Annotated in this window: 20 protein-coding genes; 9 read left to right on the forward strand and 11 right to left on the reverse strand. The window is 69.6% G+C overall.

The features are described from left to right. Window positions 1-200: 200 nt before the first annotated feature. The 8 genes from ABIA38_RS43490 to ABIA38_RS43525 form a co-directional block, all read right to left on the reverse strand. A complete protein-coding gene (locus ABIA38_RS43490; RefSeq protein ID WP_424644574.1) occupies window positions 201-1,673 on the reverse strand; it encodes a hypothetical protein in 1,473 nt (490 codons plus the stop codon). A 193-nt stretch (window positions 1,674-1,866) separates the two neighbouring features. Then, window positions 1,867-3,504: a class I adenylate-forming enzyme family protein gene (locus ABIA38_RS43495; protein WP_424644575.1), complete on the reverse strand. Its 1,638-nt coding sequence runs from the start codon at window positions 3,502-3,504 to the stop codon at window positions 1,867-1,869. 5 nt (window positions 3,505-3,509) lie between these two features. Next, window positions 3,510-3,953: a hypothetical protein gene (locus ABIA38_RS43500; protein WP_424644576.1), complete on the reverse strand. Its 444-nt coding sequence runs from the start codon at window positions 3,951-3,953 to the stop codon at window positions 3,510-3,512. A 73-nt stretch (window positions 3,954-4,026) separates the two neighbouring features. Next, the gene (locus tag ABIA38_RS43505) at window positions 4,027-5,091 is read right to left on the reverse strand and encodes a D-2-hydroxyacid dehydrogenase (RefSeq protein WP_424644577.1); all 1,065 of its coding nucleotides are present in this window, start codon (window positions 5,089-5,091) and stop codon (window positions 4,027-4,029) included. Next, window positions 5,088-5,981 (reverse strand): thiamine pyrophosphate-dependent enzyme, encoded by an 894-nt coding sequence (locus tag ABIA38_RS43510; RefSeq protein ID WP_424644578.1) that lies wholly within the window; start codon window positions 5,979-5,981, stop codon window positions 5,088-5,090. Before ABIA38_RS43510 ends, ABIA38_RS43505 begins: the two co-directional genes overlap by 4 nt. Then, the gene (locus tag ABIA38_RS43515; RefSeq protein ID WP_424644579.1) at window positions 5,978-7,264 is read right to left on the reverse strand and encodes a hypothetical protein; all 1,287 of its coding nucleotides are present in this window, start codon (window positions 7,262-7,264) and stop codon (window positions 5,978-5,980) included. Before ABIA38_RS43515 ends, ABIA38_RS43510 begins: the two co-directional genes overlap by 4 nt. Continuing rightward, window positions 7,261-7,617, reverse strand: a complete 357-nt coding sequence (locus ABIA38_RS43520; RefSeq protein ID WP_424644580.1) for a 4Fe-4S dicluster domain-containing protein — start codon at window positions 7,615-7,617, stop codon at window positions 7,261-7,263. Before ABIA38_RS43520 ends, ABIA38_RS43515 begins: the two co-directional genes overlap by 4 nt. Next, window positions 7,614-8,183, reverse strand: coding sequence for a 2-oxoacid:acceptor oxidoreductase family protein (locus ABIA38_RS43525; protein WP_424644581.1), 570 nt, complete (start codon window positions 8,181-8,183; stop codon window positions 7,614-7,616). The genes ABIA38_RS43520 and ABIA38_RS43525 overlap by 4 nt, the downstream gene beginning before the upstream one ends. Before the next feature lie 202 nt (window positions 8,184-8,385). Here ABIA38_RS43525 and ABIA38_RS43530 point away from each other — a divergent pair, with 202 nt between their 5' ends. Then, window positions 8,386-9,093, forward strand: coding sequence for a TetR/AcrR family transcriptional regulator (locus ABIA38_RS43530; RefSeq protein WP_424644582.1), 708 nt, complete (start codon window positions 8,386-8,388; stop codon window positions 9,091-9,093). Between the two features lie 339 nt (window positions 9,094-9,432). On the opposite strand, the gene ABIA38_RS43535 is transcribed toward ABIA38_RS43530, so the two are convergent. Next, a complete protein-coding gene (locus ABIA38_RS43535) occupies window positions 9,433-9,981 on the reverse strand; it encodes a TetR/AcrR family transcriptional regulator (protein WP_424644583.1) in 549 nt (182 codons plus the stop codon). Between the two features lie 116 nt (window positions 9,982-10,097). On the opposite strand from ABIA38_RS43535, the gene ABIA38_RS43540 reads away from it, so the two are divergent. From ABIA38_RS43540 to ABIA38_RS43555, 4 genes are all read left to right on the forward strand, one after another. Then, window positions 10,098-10,964 carry an SDR family oxidoreductase gene (locus tag ABIA38_RS43540; protein WP_424644584.1) on the forward strand — a complete coding sequence of 289 codons (867 nt, stop codon included), beginning with the start codon at window positions 10,098-10,100 and terminating at the stop codon, window positions 10,962-10,964. Between the two features lie 53 nt (window positions 10,965-11,017). Then, entirely contained in the window at window positions 11,018-11,254 is a 237-nt protein-coding gene (locus ABIA38_RS43545) for an ATP-binding protein (RefSeq protein WP_424644585.1), read from the forward strand. Window positions 11,255-11,571: 317 nt separating this feature from the next. Continuing rightward, a complete protein-coding gene (locus ABIA38_RS43550; RefSeq protein ID WP_424644586.1) occupies window positions 11,572-11,988 on the forward strand; it encodes a hypothetical protein in 417 nt (138 codons plus the stop codon). 88 nt (window positions 11,989-12,076) lie between these two features. Continuing rightward, window positions 12,077-12,541 (forward strand): hypothetical protein, encoded by a 465-nt coding sequence (locus ABIA38_RS43555; RefSeq protein WP_424644587.1) that lies wholly within the window; start codon window positions 12,077-12,079, stop codon window positions 12,539-12,541. A 109-nt stretch (window positions 12,542-12,650) separates the two neighbouring features. Here the strand turns inward: ABIA38_RS43555 and ABIA38_RS43560 are convergent, their stop codons facing one another. Both ABIA38_RS43560 and ABIA38_RS43565 read right to left on the reverse strand, forming a co-directional pair. Beyond that, window positions 12,651-14,093: a PIN-like domain-containing protein gene (locus ABIA38_RS43560; protein WP_424644588.1), complete on the reverse strand. Its 1,443-nt coding sequence runs from the start codon at window positions 14,091-14,093 to the stop codon at window positions 12,651-12,653. Between the two features lie 923 nt (window positions 14,094-15,016). Continuing rightward, window positions 15,017-15,220 (reverse strand): hypothetical protein, encoded by a 204-nt coding sequence (locus ABIA38_RS43565; protein ID WP_424644589.1) that lies wholly within the window; start codon window positions 15,218-15,220, stop codon window positions 15,017-15,019. A 221-nt stretch (window positions 15,221-15,441) separates the two neighbouring features. Between ABIA38_RS43565 and ABIA38_RS43570 the strand changes: the two genes are divergently transcribed. The 4 genes from ABIA38_RS43570 (at window position 15,442) to ABIA38_RS43585 (ending at window position 17,242) form a co-directional block, all read left to right on the forward strand. Then, complete coding sequence (locus tag ABIA38_RS43570) at window positions 15,442-15,606, forward strand: group II intron maturase-specific domain-containing protein (protein ID WP_424644590.1); 165 nt, start codon at window positions 15,442-15,444, stop codon at window positions 15,604-15,606. A gap of 598 nt (window positions 15,607-16,204) precedes the next feature. Then, window positions 16,205-16,576: a DDE-type integrase/transposase/recombinase gene (locus ABIA38_RS43575; protein WP_424644591.1), complete on the forward strand. Its 372-nt coding sequence runs from the start codon at window positions 16,205-16,207 to the stop codon at window positions 16,574-16,576. Further along, window positions 16,549-16,746: an IS3 family transposase gene (locus ABIA38_RS43580; protein WP_424644592.1), complete on the forward strand. Its 198-nt coding sequence runs from the start codon at window positions 16,549-16,551 to the stop codon at window positions 16,744-16,746. The genes ABIA38_RS43575 and ABIA38_RS43580 overlap by 28 nt, the downstream gene beginning before the upstream one ends. 67 nt (window positions 16,747-16,813) lie before the next feature. Beyond that, the gene (locus ABIA38_RS43585) at window positions 16,814-17,242 is read left to right on the forward strand and encodes a hypothetical protein (RefSeq protein ID WP_424644593.1); all 429 of its coding nucleotides are present in this window, start codon (window positions 16,814-16,816) and stop codon (window positions 17,240-17,242) included. The last annotated feature ends 1,155 nt before the right edge of the window (window positions 17,243-18,397 follow it).

Genomic DNA, 18,397 nt, shown 5'->3' on the forward strand with positions numbered 1-18,397 from the left:
CGCCTCAAACGCCGGCGGGGCTATTTGGCCTCAGGCGCCAGCCGGACTGTTTCGCCTCAAACGCCGGCGAGGCTGAGTGGCCTCAAGCGCCGGCCCGGCTGTCTGGCCTCAGGCGCCGGCGGGGCTATCAATAGCCCCGCCGGCACTTGAGGCGAAGTAGCCGCGCCGGCGCTTGAGGCGGCCTCGGCCGGAGGCCGGGCTTATCCCGCCCCCGCCTCCGCGGCGGATGCAGCGGCCTTTGCTGCCGCCTGAAGGGTTTGCACCGGGGTGTTCGTGCGGAGAGCGTCCACGAAGATCAGGTGGTCGGTGGCGAGTTGGGCGCGGAGTACGCCGTCCTCGACGACCGCCTCGGTCAGCCAGCCCTCGGCGACCAGTACCTCCGCGGCTGCCGCCACCCCTTCGGCGTCGGTCGCGGTCAGGCCCGCGAGGAAGTCGAGTTCCGCGCGGGCGTCGCCGCTTGCGTCGGAGTGGGCGGTGATGCCGAGCGCGGCCAGTCGTACCTGCGCCGGCTGCTTGCGCAACTTCTTGTGGCCGATCACTCGCGCCACCCACCCCGACGACCGGGTCCGCGGCAGCTTGCCCAGCGAGAAGCCCGCCGCCCCGGGAACCCCACACCCGACCGGGTCCTCCTCGGTGGCCAGCAACTCCTCGGCGTCGACCGCCAGCCACCCGGACGCGGTCAGCTCGCCGACCGCCGACTCCGCGTCCTTCCCGCACACCCCCCGCAGGTCCGGCCCGGTCAGATTCGCCGTGCCCGAACCGACCCCGCGCAACAGGCAGACCAGCGCGAGCAGTCGGGCGACCGGCGCGGTGCCGGGCGCGGTCCGGCCGATGTACGTCAGCGCGCCGCGCACCGGCTCGCCGAGCCCGCTCACCGCCCAGTGCCCACCCGGTTCCGCGTCGGGCCGCGCGCTCTCCCACGGGATGCCGCGCTGCTGGGCCAACTGCTGCAGCGTCGTCTCGTACGCCCGCCGGGCCCGCTCGGCCTCGGCGCGCACCAACCCCGTGCCCAGCGGATAGGGCGCGTCGGCCCACACGGTGAGCGCGGCGGCCTTGCGCTTGGTCAGTTCGGCAACCACCGTCAGATCCGCCGCGCCGGAGGCCTGATGGGCACGGAAACCCTCGACGATCGCGGTCAGTTCGGCCAGCAGCGGCGCGGGCAGCCCCGGCGGCACGGTGAGTACGCCGAATCGCTTGAGCCCGATCTGCTCGCCGTCCCGGGCACCCTTCGGCTCACGCGGGCGGCGGGCCTCCTTCGACACGCGCGGTTCGGGCGTGGGCCGCGGGCCGCGTACCGAATCGGGCGGCGCGGTCGGCTCGCGCAGCTCCGGCATCGTCGGAGCCAGCGGGCGCGGCAGCACCGGCTTGGCCACACTCTCGACCGCGCCGCGACCGGCCACCGACACCTCGATCGGCCCGTCCAGGCCGACCGCGGCGAGCGGCGGGGAGAGCGCGAGCAGGCCGCTGTCGACCAGATCGCCGGCGATGGTCAGCGCGCTGCGCGAGCCGATCGTGCGCCCATTGGGCCCGGCCAGGCCGGCCACCTCGCGAATGGTGATCGGCTGCCCCGCCGCGGCTGCGGCGGCGAACAGCGCGAACACCCGCAACTCCACCGGGGCCATGCGATTCACATCCATCGAGCCGACCCTGGCGGCCCGCGTCTTCAGAGGCATGCCCACCTGTCTACCGCACCGGACCCGCCCCCGAAGCCCCAATCGAGCCCAACACCCGAAAGGACTAACCGAACAACATGCAAACAACGCGGAACGTGTTCCCCGAGCACCCGCCGAGCACCCGCCGAGCACCCGCCGACCACCCACCGACCACCCACCGAGCACCCACCCGGGAAGGCCCGCCGGCGGATGCTCAGTTCGCCGCCCGGCGATCCGCCGCCGTGATCCGCTCGACCAGCACGCGGCGCAACACCTGCCCGGTGGCGGCGGTGCGCGGCAGGTCCGGGACGTGGACCACCCGACGTGGGTGCTGGTGCGCGGCCAACTGCTCGGCGCAGGCGGCGCGGAGGGCGGTGAGCGCGGGTGGGTCGCTCGGGTCGGTAGGGACCACGACGGCGCAGATCAGCTCGCCCCACGTGGGATCCGGGAGGCCGACCACCGCCGCCTCGCGGACCCCGTCGACCCCGACCAGCACCGCCTCGACCTCGGCCGGGGCGACCGCCTCGCCGCCGGTGCGGATCAGCTCGCCGACCCGGCCGGTGATGGTCAGGTAGCCGTCGGCGTCCACTGTGGCCAGGTCGCCGGTGTGGTACCGGCCATCGCGCAGGGCCGCGCGCGTGGCCGCCTCGTCGTCGAAGTAGCCGTCGAACAGCAGCGGGCCACGCACACACAGTTCGCCGTCGGCGGCGACCTCGACCTCCTGGAAGGGGCCGGGTACGCCGCAACTGCCCGGCCGGCACGGGATGTCGGCCCCGTCGAGCGAGGCCACGTTGCCGGCCTCGGTCGAGCCGTAGAAGACCCGCAGCACGGCGTTCGGCGCGGCCCTGGCGATCGCGGCGAGCAACTCCGGCGGGGTCTGCGACGTACCGGTGTCCGCGAACCGCACGGTTTCCAAGGTGCCGCCGCCCGGCTCCTCCGCCGCGAGCGTGTCCAACACCCGCTGCCACACCGCCGGTACGCAGTTCAGCCGGGTCGCCCGATGCCGGCGCACTGCCGCGACGATCTCCGCGCCGTCGGGCCGGGCGACCAGTACCAGGGTGTCGCGCGCCTGCCACTGCTGGAGCGCGATCGTCCAGGCGCCCATGTGGAACAGCGGGTACGGGCAGACCATCGCGCCCCGCGGTTCGAGCTGCGCACCGGGGTGGCTGCGCAGCACATTCGTCCGGTGGGACAGGACGACCCCCTTGGGGAGTCCGGTGCTGCCGGAGGTGAAGAACACGACGTGCGGGTCGGTCTCCTCCGGGCCGACGATCGACTCCGACTCCGACTTCGACTCCGACTCCGACTCCGACTCCGACTTCGACTCCGACTCCGACTCCGACTCCGACTTCGACTCCGACTCCGACTTCGACTCCGACTCCGACTTCGACTCCGGTGCGGGTGCCGGTGCCGGTGCGGGCGCGGGCGCGGGCGCCGGCACGGCATCGACCGGATCCGCCAACCCGTCGAGCCCGAGCACCGGCACGCCCGTCGCCGCGCCGACCTCCGCCGCTGGCACCGTGTCGTCGACGATCAGCAGCGCGGGCCGTGCCACCCGCGCCGTCCGGGCCGCCTCGGCGGCGGACAGGCCCGGGCTCAGCGGCACGAAGACCGCGCCGAGCCGGGCCAACGCCGCGAATACCGGCAGGATCTCCAGCGTGGTCCGATGCCAACACACGACCCGGTCGCCGGGCCCGACGCCGGCCGCGCGCAGCGCGCGTACCGTCCGCGTGGCCGCCGCGTCCAGTGCACCGAAGGTGAGCGCGTCGTCGCCCAGGACCGCCGCGAGCCGGTCCGGGACGGCCCGAGCGGCGCCGGCGAACACACTGCCGATGAGGAGACCGGGTGGCATCGGCGCTACCGGTCCTTCAGCTCGACGATGATCTCGTGATACCGCCGCTCGCCGACGTTGACCGCGGTCTCCACGCCGCCACGCCGCATCGGGACCACCACGCCGGGGACCACGTCGGCCGCGAAGTAGTCGCGGTATTCGCCCTCGCTGTCCGGCTCGGGCTCGACCGCGATCCGATCGCCCGCGATCTGGATCAGGTAGTAGTCCAACTCGTGGCGATGCGCGTCGCTGCGTGCGCCCGGGGCCAGGTCCAACTCCCAGATCCGGACCCGATCGTCCTCGAACAACACCCGCGTGCCGATCCCGCCGAGGGTGCGCTCGGCGGCCGGTCGGGTCTCGGCTTCGGGAGTGGCTTCGGGTTCGGTCGCTGCTTCGGATGTGACTTCGGGTTCGGTCTCGGCTTCGGCTTCGGCTTCGGATGTGGCTTCACGTTCGGTCTCGTCGCTCATCTCTCGTCCGTCCGTCCGTCCCTCGGTTCGTTCGTCCGCAGCGGGCATAGGGGTGGTGATGGTGATCGTGGGGTCAGCAGCCCGCGTCCGAGTCGATTCGATTGCGCAGTTCCTCGCCGGCCAGGTAGCGGGCCAGGTTGTCCCGGAAGAGTCGGAAGACCTCGGTGAAATGTTCGAGGGCCGCGCTGGAGCAGTGCGCGGACAGGTACAGATTCGGCGCGTCCCACAGCGGATCGTCGGCCGGCAGCGGCTCGGCGGCCGTCACGTCCAGGGCCGCACCGCCGAGCCGGCCGGTACGCAGCGCGGCGATCAGGTCCGGCTCGACCACAAACGAACCGCGCCCGACGTTGCAGTAGAACGCGCCCTCGCGCATCGCGGCGAATGCGGCGGCGTCCATCGTGCCCACGGTGTCCGCCGTCTCCGGCGCCGCCGACACCACCGCATCGCAGCCCGCCAGCATCTCGTGCAGGTCGTCGGGGTGAAAGACCCGGTCCACATGCGCCGCGGGCACCTCCACCCGACGCCGCGTCGCATGCACGGTCATCCCGAACACCTGGGCCCGACGGGCCAGTTCCGTACCGATCCCACCGACCCCGATCAGGCCCAGGGTGCGGCCCCGGACCAGCCCGCCGAACATCGGCTTCCAGCGCCGGTCCTGCTGCGCCGCGTCCAGTTCGCGATGCCGCTTGAAGAAGGCGAGCAGCCGGGCGAAGACGAACTCGGCGATCGGCGCGCCGTTCACCCCGGCGGCGGACGTCAACCGGATCCGGTCGGTGGGCAGGCCCGCGGAGAGCAACTGCCCGTTGCCCGCCGCGCAACTCTGTACCCAGCGCAGCCTCGGTGCCAGGGCCGCGACCCCGAACGGCAGATCGGCCACCAGGGCGACCTCGACCCGGGCCAGCAGCGCGTGCTGTTCGGCGGTCAACTCCGGTGCGCGGGCGCGCAGTTCGGGGTCGATTGCGGCGCCGGGCCGACCGCGTGCGATGCGCAGGTCGTCGGAGTCGGCGTAGCGGCAGTCCACCACCTCCAGGCGCGGATCGAGCGCGCGTACCGCGGCGAGTTCGGCGGCCAGGACGTGCGCGGGTCGGATGTCCCACGCGGGTGGGTACATGATGCCGACGACGATGGGCTCGCTCACGCCGGATTCCCTTCCGGGCCCGGGTCCCGGGTCGGTTCCCGGGCCGGTTCTCGGGCCGGTTCTCGGGTCGGTTCCTTGAGTACGCCGAGGGTATGCGTGGCGGCGTGGGTGCGGGCCAGATAGTCCGGCGCGGCGGTGGTGTCCACGAACCAGCCGGTCGGGCACATGGTCAGGATCTCCACGAACGAGAAGCCCTGGCCGCGTAGTTGGGTGCGGAACGCGTTCCTGATCATCCTGGTGGTGCGGGTGATGTTGACGATGTCGTGCACCCCGCCGCGCGCGACATAGGCGGCGCCGTCCAGTTGGGCGATCAGTTCGGCCAGCCGGATGGGATGGCCGTGCCGGGCCGCGTCGCGCCCCTCCAGGGTGTTCTTGGTGCGTTGGCCGAGCACGGTCGCGGCGGTCATGTGGCCCCCGGTCTCGCCGAATACGCCGTTGTTGAGCATGAAGCAGGTGACATTCTCGCCGCGCGCCGCGGTGTGCAACACCTCCTGGAGGCCCTCGTTGACCATGTCGCCGTCGCCCTGGACGGTGAAGACGAGGGTGTCGGGTCGGCAGCGCTTGACGCCGGTGGCCAGCGAGGGGGCCCGGCCGTGCAGGGCCTGCAACACCTCGATGTCGAGGTTGTTGGAATAGGCGGTGTAGCAGCCGATCCCGAACACCGCGATCGCCTTGGCGACCTGGTCGAGTTCCTGGACCTGCTCGACCATCGAGCGCATCGCGATCGGCTCGCCGCAGCCCGGACACAGATGGTGTGCGCCGACGTCGATCAGGTCGGGGGTGAAGTCGTGCACGAGCCGGGCGCCGCAGGTGGGCGCGGTGGCGGTGCCGGTCAGCACGGGCAATTCACGGCGTCCGGCGGGGGCGATTCCGCCGGGTTCGGGGGTCATTGGGACGCCGCCGATCCGTGGTCGGCTTCGAGGTCTTGGTTGGGGTTCTGGGTGTGGTCCCGGTCCCGTCCCCGGTCCCGGTGGTGGTCTCGGTTGCGATCCCGGTCGCGGTCGCTGTCCCGGTCGCGGTCGCGGTCGCGGTCGCGGTTGTGCTCGTGCTCGCGGTCTTGGTCGAACACCGCCTCGATCCGCCGTCGCATCGCGCCCACGTCCAGGTCGGGGGCGATCCCGAAGCCGGACGAGTCCAGGCTCAGCCGGCCGATGAACCGCACGGGCGCCGCGCCGAGTACGGCCAGCCGTACGTCGTCCACCATCTGGCCGCCGCCGTTCTCGTACACCGCGACCACCCGTGCCCCGGCCGCCGCGGCCCGGACCAGCTCGCCGGGGAACGGCACCAGGGTGATCGGGCGTACGTAGCCGACCCGCCGACCGAGCGCGCGCAGGTCGTGCACGGCCTGGCGGACGTACAGCGCAGGTGTTCCGTACGCGATCACCACCACCTCGGCGTCGGCCAAAAAGCCGGTCTCGGCACGCGGTTCGGTCTCGGCGACCATGCGCTCGATCGCCGCGCCGTGCCGGGTGTAGAACTCGGCCAGGTCGTAGCCGGCGTCGTGGCGATCGCCGGCGTGCCGTTGTTTGCGGTCGGACAGCGGCGAGATCAGCTTGGCCGCGCCGGTCCCGCCGGAGGAGCCGTCCAGGGCCCAGTCGCGGGTGGGATCCGGCAGGGGGCCGAAGTCGATCGGGCCTACGTCGACGGAAACATGGGTGTGCGCCAGGTAGTAGTCGCCCAGGACCAGTACCGGGCTGCGCCAGTACTCGGCCAGGTGGAACGCGTACTGCGTCAGGTGTACCGCCTCGCGTACATCGCACGGCGCGAGTACGAGGTGTCGGTAGTCGCCGTGCCCGCCGCCCCGGGTGGCCTGGAAGTAATCGCCCTGCGCGCGGGCCATGTTCAGCACCACCAGCGGGAGGCGGGCGTAGACGATCTCGGCCAGCGACTCCTGCATCAGCGAGAGCCCCTGGCCGGTGGATCCGGTGGCGGCCGGGGTGCCGGTGGCGGCGGCGCCCCAGGCCATTCCGACCGCCTCCAGTTCGCTCTCCGCGTTTACGCACACCCCGCCGACCTCGGGCAGCCGGGCCGCGAGGTGTTCGAGTACCTCGGTGAACGGCGTCATCGGATATCCGGCGAAGAACCGGCAACCGGCCGCGATCATCGCCTCGCCGATCGCGGCCGAACCGGCCAGGATCGGCGGCCGGGTGGTGGTTGCGGTCGACGCGTTCATGCGTGGGTGCCTCCGGTCTCGTCGCGGGGTTCGTCGTAGCGGTAGACCTGGAAGACGAAGTCCGGGCAGATGGCCGAGCAGGCCTTGCAGGCGATGCAGCCGGGGAGCAGTTGCGGGTAGCGGTAGCCGCGGTGGTTGACGACGTCGGTCGTCATGCGCAGTACGTCGGCCGGGCACGCGTCGATGCACAGGTCGCAGCCCTTGCAGGCGTCGATGTCGATGACGAGGGTGCCTCGGCTGAGCGGCGGAGGGATGGGCTGCGGGTTCGTCACCTTCATCGCCTTCATCGCCTTCATCGTCTTCGTCATCTTCATCGTCTTCATCGTCTTCGTCGTCTTCGTCGTCTTCGTCATCGCAGTACCGGCCAGGCGCGGAGGGCGGGGCCGGCGTGTGCGTGGCCGGTGCGGAGGGCGGCGCGGATGCCTTCGGCGTGCTGCGCTCGGTACGGCGGGAGTACTTCGGTGGCGGCGGCCAGGAGCGATTCGAGCGCGACCACGGCGGTGGCGGCGGCGTAGGCGCCGAGCGCGATCATGGTCACCGCCGCCGGGTTGCCGGTGCTCGCGGCCAACTCCGAGGCGGGGATGGGGACCAGGCGGCCGATGGTGGGGGTGCGGACCGGGTCGCACAGGCTGGTGTTGAGGACGAGTAGGCCGTCGTCGTCGAGGCGGGAGTAGACGGCGTCCGCATGCGCGGGGTGCAGGACCAGGGCCGACCAGGCGGAGCCGACGGTCGGCGGGCTCTGCACGGGTTCGTCGCCCAGGACGAGCGTGGTGTCCGAGTTGCCGCCGCGCATCATGCCGCCGTATGAGCCGAAGAACATCGCGTGTCGCCCCTCGGCGACGGCCGCGGTGGCGAGGAGTGCGGTGGCCAGTTGGATGCCTTGGCCGCCGATCCCGGTGAGCAGAACCTCGCGCTGCATGGGCGGTCCCTTCGCGTCGGCTCCGAATCTCGCGGACGGGGAGAACGTAGGAGAACGTCGGAGAGCAACGGAGAGCATCGGAGAACGTCACACGCATCTGTCAGAACGCTGTTCTGGATAGTAGGATGCGGCGTTCCGACAGACAAGAGTGTCGGGGAAACGGTCGGGACACGGTCGGGGAAAACGAAGGTGGGGACCGCCGATGGACGGGATCGAACCGGTGGCCGAGGCCGACCCCGGGGGCCTGATGGGCGATGCGGTCCGCCGCCCGCTGGAGGCGCGGTGGGCGGTGTACGCAGAGGAGGTACGCCGGTTGGTCGACGCGACCTACCGGGTCGTCGAGCGCACCGGAAGCCTGGATCCCACGATGCGCGACATCCTGCGCGAGTCGGGGTTGTCGAACCAGGCGTTCTATCGGCACTTCCGGTCGAAGGACGAGTTGCTCGTCGCGTTGCTGGACGACGGCCGGCGGCGGATGGCGGCGTATCTGGATCACCGGATGTCGGCGGCGAGCGATGTCGCGGGCAAGGTGACGGCCTGGATCGAGGGTGTCCTGGCACAGGCCGGGGATCCGGTGGCGGCGGCCCGGACCCGGCCGTTCGTGGCCCAACAGGACCGGTTGGCGGAGTCGTTCCCGACCGAGCAGCGGGATTCGGTGGAGGCGATGGTCCGGCCGCTGCGCGACGCGGTGGCCGCGGGGGCGCCACCCGGGCGCGATCCGGGGGCCGATGCGTTGGCGGTGTACCGGCTCACGTTGGCGACGCTGCACGACCACCTGCGGGCGGGGACTGCGGTGGGGGAGGCGGACATGGTGCATACGGTGGGGTTTGCGTTGGCGGGATTGGGGTTGGGGCTGGGACTGGGATCCGAGTCGGGGTTGGGGGTGGGGTCGGCCGGAGGGCTCGGTTAGTTCAGGTCGGTCGATTCGATTGCGCGAGGGCGCTTTGCAGCAGCGCGATGCCGTGAATCAGTGGGTAGCTGGTCCGGGGACCGTCGGTCGGCGCAACGTGCCTGCTCGGCCTGGCGGTTCGCAGGATGTGGCGCAGCGTCGGGGCGTGTGGCGCGGCGGCTCGGGCCCAGGCGCGGATGCCCAGGAGGAGGTCCCGGGCACCGAGGTCCCGGGCACCGCGGTCCGGGCCGCCCCTGGTCTGGGTGCCTCCGCCGGCACAGCGCCCGCATGGCCCGGCCGCTCTCCGGGGCCGGCTCGTCGAATCCCCGGAACTCGGGGACCAGTACGGCGAGGTCGCGGCTATCCGTGGTCGCCGCCCGGGCGCAGGCCGTTGACCATCAGGGTCAGCAGGTGCGCGGCCTGTTCGTCGGCGACTTGTTCGCGCATCCAGGCGGCGGCGTTCATCAGGGCGTGTACGTCGGCCGGCGTGACGTCGTCGCGAACGGTGCCCGCCGTGCGGGCGGCGGTCAGGAGCTCCTCGGTGATCGCGGCCATCCGTTCGCACGCCTCGTGCAGCTCGGACGCCTCGTCGTCGAGGCCCGCCATCAGGAGGGTGGCCAGGCCCCGGTAGGCCGCCGCGTGGTCGGCGACGGCGCCCATCCAGTCGGGAAGTTCGCCGGTGAACTCGAACAGGGCCGCGTGCCGTTCGCGGAGCAGGGCGGCGGCCAGCGCCCGGCGGTTCGGGAAGTGGCCATAGAGCGTCCCGATCGCGACGCCGGCCGCGCGGGCGATGCCCTCCAGGGAGGCACCGGTGCCCTGCGCGCGAAACGCGGCGTCGGCGGCGGTGAGGATGCCCTCGTAGTTGCGCTGCGCATCGGCACGCGGCCGGCGCGTCCTGATCTCGGCCATCGAACTGCCGCCCCTCTCTCGTCCTTTGCCCTCTTGCCAAAGTGAGGGCACCTCATCTTATTATCTCGAGGAGCCCTCATCTTAACCCTTGGTGCGATTCGAAGGAGCAGCAGCAGATGATCCTGGTTACCGGAGCCACCGGCTCGATCGGCACACATCTGGTCCGTCGGCTGGCCGAACTCGGGGTGCCGTTCAAGGCGTTCGTGCGGGACGCGGACAAGGGCCGCGCGCTCGGTCATCCGTACGTGGTCGGGGACTTCGACGACCCCGAGTCGATCGCGGCGGCGCTTGTCGGCGTCGACCGCGTGCTGCTCAACGGCGCGGGCGCGGTGCCGACGCCGGACGGCGCGCCGCAGCCGATGATCGCCCAGCAGAAGAGGGTCATCGACGCGGCGGGGCGGGCCGGCGTCGCCAGGATCGTCAAGGTCTCGGTCTGGCGCGCCCGGGAAGGCGGCCGACTCGCCCAGGGCGCCCACTGGGAGATCGAACAACACCTCAAGGCATCCGGCATCGAATGGTCCCTGCTGCACCCCAACGGCTACATGCAGAACTTCTTCACCGGCGCGGGCACCTTCAGCACCGACGGCAGCCTGATCGCCCCGGCAACGGACGCCCCGGTCTCCTACATCGACTGCCACGACATCGCCCGCTCCGCCGCCGTCCTGCTGACCGAACCCGGGGGCGCGGCCGAGACGTTCGTGCTGACCGGCCCGGAAGCCCTCACGATGACCGAGGTCGCGAGCCGACTCTCGAACGTGCTCGCCAAGCAGGTGAAGGTGGTCGCGCTGACCGCCGAGGCGATGGCCACTCGCCTCAAGGAACAGGGCGTCCCACCCGGCTTCGCCGACGACATCGCCTTCCTGTGGGCGGACGTCGGCACCGGTTCCCTGTCCCCGACCACCCGGGAGGTGGAGAACCTGACCGGCACCACCCCACGCACCTTCACCGACTTCCTGACCACCAACCGAGCAGCCTTCGGCTGAGCGGCGGGTGGGCGCGGGGGCGATGTCCGCGGCCGACCGTGGGTCCACTCGGCATGGAACGGACCCACGAGTTGGGCGAGATCGGCTGCCCTTCGGGCACCCTGGTCGTACTATCCATGGGATTCAGCAACCGCTACGGGCGCCGGGACGGCCTGGGGCGGTTCGGGGTCGGTCTCAAACTTGCCGGACTCAGCCTCGGAAAACGCATCGACGTCTACATCAGGAAGTCGGGCGACGACACCATCAGGCACGCCTATCTGGACCTGCAGGAAATCAAGGAAAAGCTGTAAACCCACCTTCAGGCTCGCGAGGTCGACAACTGGCCGGAGGAGTTTGCTGCATCGATGACGGATGCCAACGGCATCGGCTTCGACTCGGGCACCCTCGTAGTGTACGGAAAGATCGACAGGCTGAAGGACGGAGGCACCCTCGGCACAAGCCTCGATGAGAAGATGGCCGACCTGCGTAATTTCGTCGCTCGCGCCTATCGGAAGTTCCTGGACGAGGGATTGAGGTTCGAGCTCGACGGAACGAACGTCACGCTCTTCGATCCGCTGTTCCTCATGGACAACCCGTGCATTGTCAAGAAGTACCCCAGGCTGGCCTGTTGGGAAAGGCGATCGATCGGGGGACGATCGAGATCGTCGACGGTCAGAGCATCGAGGTCACGGTCACCATCGCTCCCGTGGAGTTCCGCTGGAAGGACGGTGTGGGCGGCGCACGGGACAACAGCGGGCGTGATATTCGCGAGTTCCATATCCAAGACAGTGCCGGGAAGATCAGCATGGTCCGAAATCGGCGTGAGATCAACTACGACATCGCTCCCAAGCTGCTGCCCGCCGGTGTGGACAAGGTCGACCGATACATCGGTATCGAGGTGAAGTTCCCCGCCACGCTGGACGACTTCTTCCAGGTGCGCAACGTCAAGCGAGGGGCTGTACCGGTCGACAAGCTCCGGGCAAAGCGTCGCGGTTGGCTGCGGCGCCCTGTCAAGCTCGCCCGCCAGAAGATCCGGCGTCATTGAGGCGAGGTAGCGACGCAGGATCTGGCCGCGGCGAAGGAACACAGAGCCGCGATGCCGGCCGCGTCGCGCGCGCAACAAAACATCCCCGATGGGGCAGGCCAGGAAGAAGCTGACCTCGGAGGACAATGCGCGGATTGTTCAGGAGATCCTTGAAGACCTTGGCCTGGCCGACGACCGGGAAAGGTCGGAGGAGATCCGTAAAGAGATCCAGGAGAACGCCTTCACATTGGTGGACGGTGGCTGGTCGGGGAAGGAGATCTTCGAGATCGATCATCTCAACGAGAAGGCCATCGTCCGCCTGAACCACCGTCACATCTTCGTGCGTGATGTCTATGACCCGCTCAAGTCCGTTGCCAAAGCGGGGGCCAACGGCACCGAGGTCGATGCGCTCGTCGCCTTGATCCGCAGGACTTTGACCGCCCTCGACCTGCTCTTCCTTGCCCATGCCAAGGCCGAGAACCTGCATCGCGACCCCGCCATCTTCGAGAATCTCCGCTGCTACTGGGGTCAGTCGACCCACTCGTTCATGCGCGAACTTCCCAACGGTGAGTGATCGTCGTGGGGGGGGGGGGGGGGGGCCCCCCCCCCCCCCCCCCCACGACGATCACTCACGGGACAGGTCTGCCGCAGGGCGGGTCGAGTCCCAAGAGAGGGTGTCCGGGTCAGTTCGACAAGTCGAGCTTCTCGAACCAGCGCAACAGCAGGTCGCACTGCGTGGCGCTGACCTCCAATTGGGGATGGCCCATCAGTCGGAGTTTGATCTCGGTGGTCTCGAGTCCCTGTCGGAACATTTCCCTGGTTTCGGCGGCGCCTTCGATTCTTTCGAGGAAGAGAGTGCAGAGCAATGCCGTGTCGCGACTCTCGACGAACTTTCTTCCGGAGGGAGTCAGGAGGATATTTTCGTCGTGCACGACGGCGAGTCCGAGCGAGACCAGGTTCATCAGGCGTCTGCGAGCTTCCGGAATGAGCGTGACGCTGGGGAAGCATTCCATGAACTTTCCTATGTACGCGTCGAGCAATGGGGTGTCGTCTACCATCTGGGCCATGGTCCAGAATGTCTCGACGTAGTCGCCGCTGTTTTTTCTGGGAACCTGGGCGAGCCGGTATCTGGGTGTCCTCGTCGAGTTTCGCTGCCGGGTCGAGTCGGCTTCGGCGGATTCGATGCGCTGCAGGGCGGCCACGGAGTCTTCGTCGAACTTCTCCTTCAACGAGAAGACCCGACTGACGTGGCTCATGAGCATGCTGGGCCCGAGCATGAAGAGTCGCTGTCCGGTGATCTCGCGAAGCTCGTCGACCAGTTCGACACGGGGAAGCCGCGTGGGTTTCGAGGACACGTGTTGCCACCAGTCCTCCTTGAGGTCCCTGGTGACAAAGAGGACGTCCGTCTCCCGGTCTAGCGCTTCGTCGAGGAGCTGTCGCCAGACCAGGTAGTCCCCGGCGGCCTCCGCATCACCCTTCTTTCCACTCTCGAAGTCCTTGTAGCCGGGTGGAGTCCCAGCGTTCGCCCGTTCCTTGGCTCGGGTGATCTCCTCGGCGTGGCGTTGCTCGTCGAAGGGGCGCCCGACCCGCCCGTCGAGCAACGGCTCCAACCTGCGGATCACCGGGTCCGTGTTGGTGTCCCGCATTCCGAGGACGGTGTCGCTGTCCGCCTGCTCGCGGAGGATCCTGTCGAGGTCGCCGTAGATCTTCTCGATCCGGTCCAGCGCGTCGTAGAGGGGTTTGGAGATTTCTCCGCTGCTGCCGGAGTGAACACTGTTGACCCAATCGTCGATGACGTGTCTTGACTTGCCAATGTATTCCTTCAGGGATCGCTGCGTGCTTGCAGCCTTCTTCTCGTGGTAGGCAACGAGTTCCTCGCCCTGACGGTTCCGCCGGAATTCGACGATCATCTGCTGCGGAATCCAGATGCGGTCCTTCAGCGTGCGCAGGACGGCCATCATGTCCTTGCGAACGCGGGCATTCATCCTGTAGAGATCCAGCAGGACGTTCGTATCCAGAGCGATCAATCCTTCACGAAGAACGCCCTCGTAGTCGGCATCGGTCGGCGTTCGATAGGCCTCGAACCCGTCGAACAGCCCCTGCCCGTGCGCCACGACATCCCCCAAGCCAGATCGTCGAATATGTTCATGATTCCAGACGGCGCCGACGGAAAGAAACCGATATTTCGTTTGCCCCGAGGGCCCGGACCACTCACGAATCGCGAGCATTGACTCGAGACGTGTCGCCGATGATCTCGCAACCAGCAGCCACACAATGCGGGCACCCGTCGGGACACGGAAGCTGACCCGCACCACCCGGCGGAGGCGTCGGGAGGGGAACCGTCCTCCGCCGTCGGGACGTCTGCAGAACGACGTCTGAGGGTTCCCGACGCGGACGGGGCTTGCTCTCGTGGCTTCTGGGACAAGGCATTCGAGCTCGAATCGGTTCGGCCTCGCAGGATCGCCTGCGATTTTCAGGTCCGGTAACACGCATTACCGGACCTGAACCGTTGAGTGGTCGATCGGAGTACGCACGATGCGCGTGGAGGTTGAGCCGAGGCGGAGACCCGGGGGAGGGTGTGACGAATCCGCATCGCGTGATGTCCCGCCGCGGCCAGGGAGGAATGAGCTCTCGGTGTCGGCCGACGCTCGTTCCGTGCCAGCGCGGCGGGCCGGGAAAGCGAGTGCCGGCCGCCGCGCTCGGTGGCGACAGGTGGCGTTGTCTCCGCCGAGCTTTGCCGGCTCCCACGGGCAGCGGGGTGGGGCGCGGTGAGCGACGCCGAACTCGCCCCGTGTGGTGGGTCGTTGGTGGAGGCCGAGGTTGTCCCCGCGTATCGCGCGGCCGACTTCGAGTTGCCCGACGAGACGATCCGACGCGTCCTGCGCGGGCGCACGGGGGAGACGGTCCGCGCGTACGCACGGGACTGGGAGGCGTTCGATCGGTGGTGCGCGACGGCCCTGGATCGGGCCGGTCGTCCGGCGCCCAGGGTCGCGTTGCCCACTACCTGGGCGACCCTGGGCGCTTACGTCACCCACCTGGTCGTGGCCGACTACGCGCCCTCCAGCATCCGGCGGGCGATGTACGCGGGGTGCGCGCGACATCGCGCGGACGGGGTGCCGATCCCGGACACCACCACCGCGCGCAAGGTGATCGACGACCACCAACGCGAGCGCGCCGACCGGGGGTTGGCCAAGCGCGAGGCCCCGGCGCTGCGGGTCGGCGCGTTGCGGGCTGCGGTCGCGACCTGCGACACCGACACCCTGGCGGGGCTGCGCGACCGGGGATGCCCGACGGATCGCCCGCCGAACGAGACTGCGGAACCCCCCAGGGATCCGCCGTTTCACCCGTGCTCGCCAACCTGTTCCTGCACTACGCGTTCGACACATGCGGGGCGTACGCAGCAGGCACAGAACGGTGTTCACCGGTTTCGGCCCGGCGGTCGCCAAGGCCGCCCTGAAGAGGATGAATCGGTGCGTGAGGTCCTGGCGACTGCACCACTACACCACTTTCTCGGCGCAGGACATCGCGCGATGGATCAACCCCGTCGTGTCGGGATGGATGAACTACTACGGGCGGTACCACCGTTCGGAGTTGTATCCACTGCTCAGACGCATCAACGCCTACCTGGTGCGCTGGTAGAGAAAGAAATACAAGCGGCTGAGGACCTTCGCCAAGGTGCACGCGGCGTGGAGACGGACCACTCGTCAATATCCGCGTTTCTTCGCGCAGTGGCGATGGGTCCACGCTTTCTGGTGAGACCGAGAAGAGCCCGGTGACGGGAGACTGTCACGCCGGGATCTGTGGGAGCCCGGGGGTGCGATTCCCCCGGGCCACCCGACCAGCGTACTTCGCGAAGGACCCCCGGTAGTCGGCAAGTACGAGTTCATCGAATCGATGCGACTCGACACCGCGGAGTACGCATATCCCGTCGCATTCATGTGCGACCGCCTCGGCGTATCCCGATCCGGATACTACGACTGGCGCCACCGCCCGGAATCCGCCAACGCCCGGAATCCGCGACCGCACAACGACGCGAGGAACTGACGCTGCTCGTCGCCGAGGCTTTCGAGATGTCCGACGGCACCTACGGCCACCGCCGCATCCATGCCCGGTTGCTGCGCTGGGACACCCCGGCTGGCCCGGAACTGGTGCGGCAGGATCATGCGCGAGCCGGGGCCTGGTGCCGTGCCGGCCACGCCCGAGGCGCCGATCGCTGACCCGGGCGGCGTCCGCACCCGTGCCGGACCTGGTCGGCCGCGACTTCACCGCCGCGGCTCCCGGCGAAAAGCTCGTCGGAGACATCACATACATTCCGACGGGCGAGGGCCGACTCTATCCGGCAACCGTCATCGACTGCTGCACCAAGGAAGTCGTCGGCTACGCGATGGACGACCACTACCAGGCCCCGCTGATATCCCGCGCGATTCGCAACGCGGCGCGAAACCGCACCCTCGCCGGGGGTGCCGTATTTTTTTACTCGGCCCGCGGGAGCAACTACATGTCGGCCGAGTACGCGAGCGTACTCGGCGAACTCGGACTGCGCCGCTCCGCCGGCCGCACCGGGACTGCTTCGACAACGCCATGGCCGAATCCTTCTTCGGGGCCCTGAAGAACGAGCGGGTCTCGCACGCGAGTTACCCGACCCGTGACTCGGCCCGGCGGGACATCACCCGATACATAGAATTCTGGTATAATCGCAAACGCCTTCACTTGGCCGTGGGTTACCGCCCTCCACACGAAGTACACGCCGAATTTGAAGAGTTGCGACTCGCCGCATGAAATGACAGTCAGAGCTCTGTCCGAAAAACGCGGGGCCCCTCAGGTAGTGGCGGATGCGGCCTCGCATGTGGCGCAGGATCTGTGCGGCGGCGACGTCGTGGTGGGCGGACCATTCGACGGCGCGTTGCCAGACGGCGGCGATCTGTCCGGGGTCGGCTCGGCGCCACCAGGCGCGGTCGCGGACGTCGCGCATGACCTGGTGCGCGGTGGCGTGTTCGGCGCGGATGTCCCGGACGAGTCGGTCGTGTTGGGGCCCGGTGGTGTGCAGGTGGGCCTTCGCCCGGGCGTCGCGGCTGGCGATCCCTTGTCGGGCGTGTTCCTGCGCCTTGGCGAGGCGGGCCAGGGGTGTGCCGGGGTCGGGGCGTCGGCGGGGCGGGTCGAGGGCGTCGGCCTGGCGGTGGAGGTGGCGGGCGTGGAGTTCGTGCAGGGCTGCGCGTTCGATGCGGCGTTGGGGGAGGCGGTGAGTCTGGCGGCGGTGCGGGCGACGGCGCGGTAGCCGTCGCCTTGGTCACGGAGGTCGCGGATGTGTTGGCTGGGGGTGTCCGGGGGACGAGGGGGTCGGTGCCGGTGATCCAGGCGCGGATGAGGGCATTGTGGTCTCGGCGGTGGAGGGAGTCGCGGCGCCGGCGCCGGTGGCGGCCCTGCCGGCGGTAGGCGGATTCGAACGCGATTTCATTCCAGTGGTCGAACTCGGAACGCAGGTGTGGGGGTGGGTCGGTGCGTGGTGTCGCGGCGCGGGGCGATCGGGTTGGGGCTTCGGTGGGTTGGGGTTGGGCTGCCTCAGTTGCGGTGGGTGGCGTGGCCTCGGTCGGCCGCGTGGTGTGGGTTTGTGTCCAGGCGATCGTCCGCAGGGTGCCCATGTCGAGGTTGCGGATCGTGGTGTCGAGGGTGTCCTGTGGCGGCGCGCGCTGCCACATGACGCGTAGGGCGTTGCGTTTGAGGTTCAGTGCCGGGCCCAGGTTCTCGATGGCGGAGATCACGGTGCGGGTGTGGTCCGTGAGGACGCGGAGGTTGTTGGAGCCGACGGTAGGGGTGTCCGTGGCGTCGGTGGGATCGCCCAGGTGGACGTCGTGTCCGGCTCGGGCAGCGAGGAGCGCGTCGGCGAGGGTTGCCTGGAAGCCGCGAACGTGGTCCGGTGTGTCGGTTCGGTTGTCGATGGAGGCCCGCCACACGTGGGTGGCGTCGTCGATGCTCCGGGCTTGGGCATGGGCGTCGTCCCGGGTGGTGTAGGGCCAGGGTCCGTCGGGGTCGTGGTTCGTCTCGGCGGAATCCGAGGCGGTGTGCGCGGGGTTCGGTGCCGGGTCGGGGGAGGTGAGGTTCGGCCGCTCGGTGTCGTCGCTGTGGTCGGTAGTGGGCCGGTCGGGGCCGTCGGGCGCCGAAGTCGGCCGATTGGGCGGCGGGTTCCGCGGTTCCGCGACGGGACGGCCGTCGGTGCGGGTGTCGTCGGCGGTCGGCTGGATGTCTTCGGGGGGAGGCGGCGGGGAAGCCGCGGGCGTGGGGGATCCGAGTCGGCGGTCCCCGAACCGGGATGTGCAACGGTGGCCGCCGGATCGGGGACCACGTGCGCGGTGTGGTCTCCGGTCGCGTCTTGGGGGACCGCCTCGTACGCGGGGTGCTTTGCGAGGACTGCCTGCAGATGGGCCATCGCGCG

The sequence above is a fragment of the Embleya sp. AB8 genome, assembly GCF_049739465.1.
Lineage (GTDB): Bacteria > Actinomycetota > Actinomycetes > Streptomycetales > Streptomycetaceae > Embleya.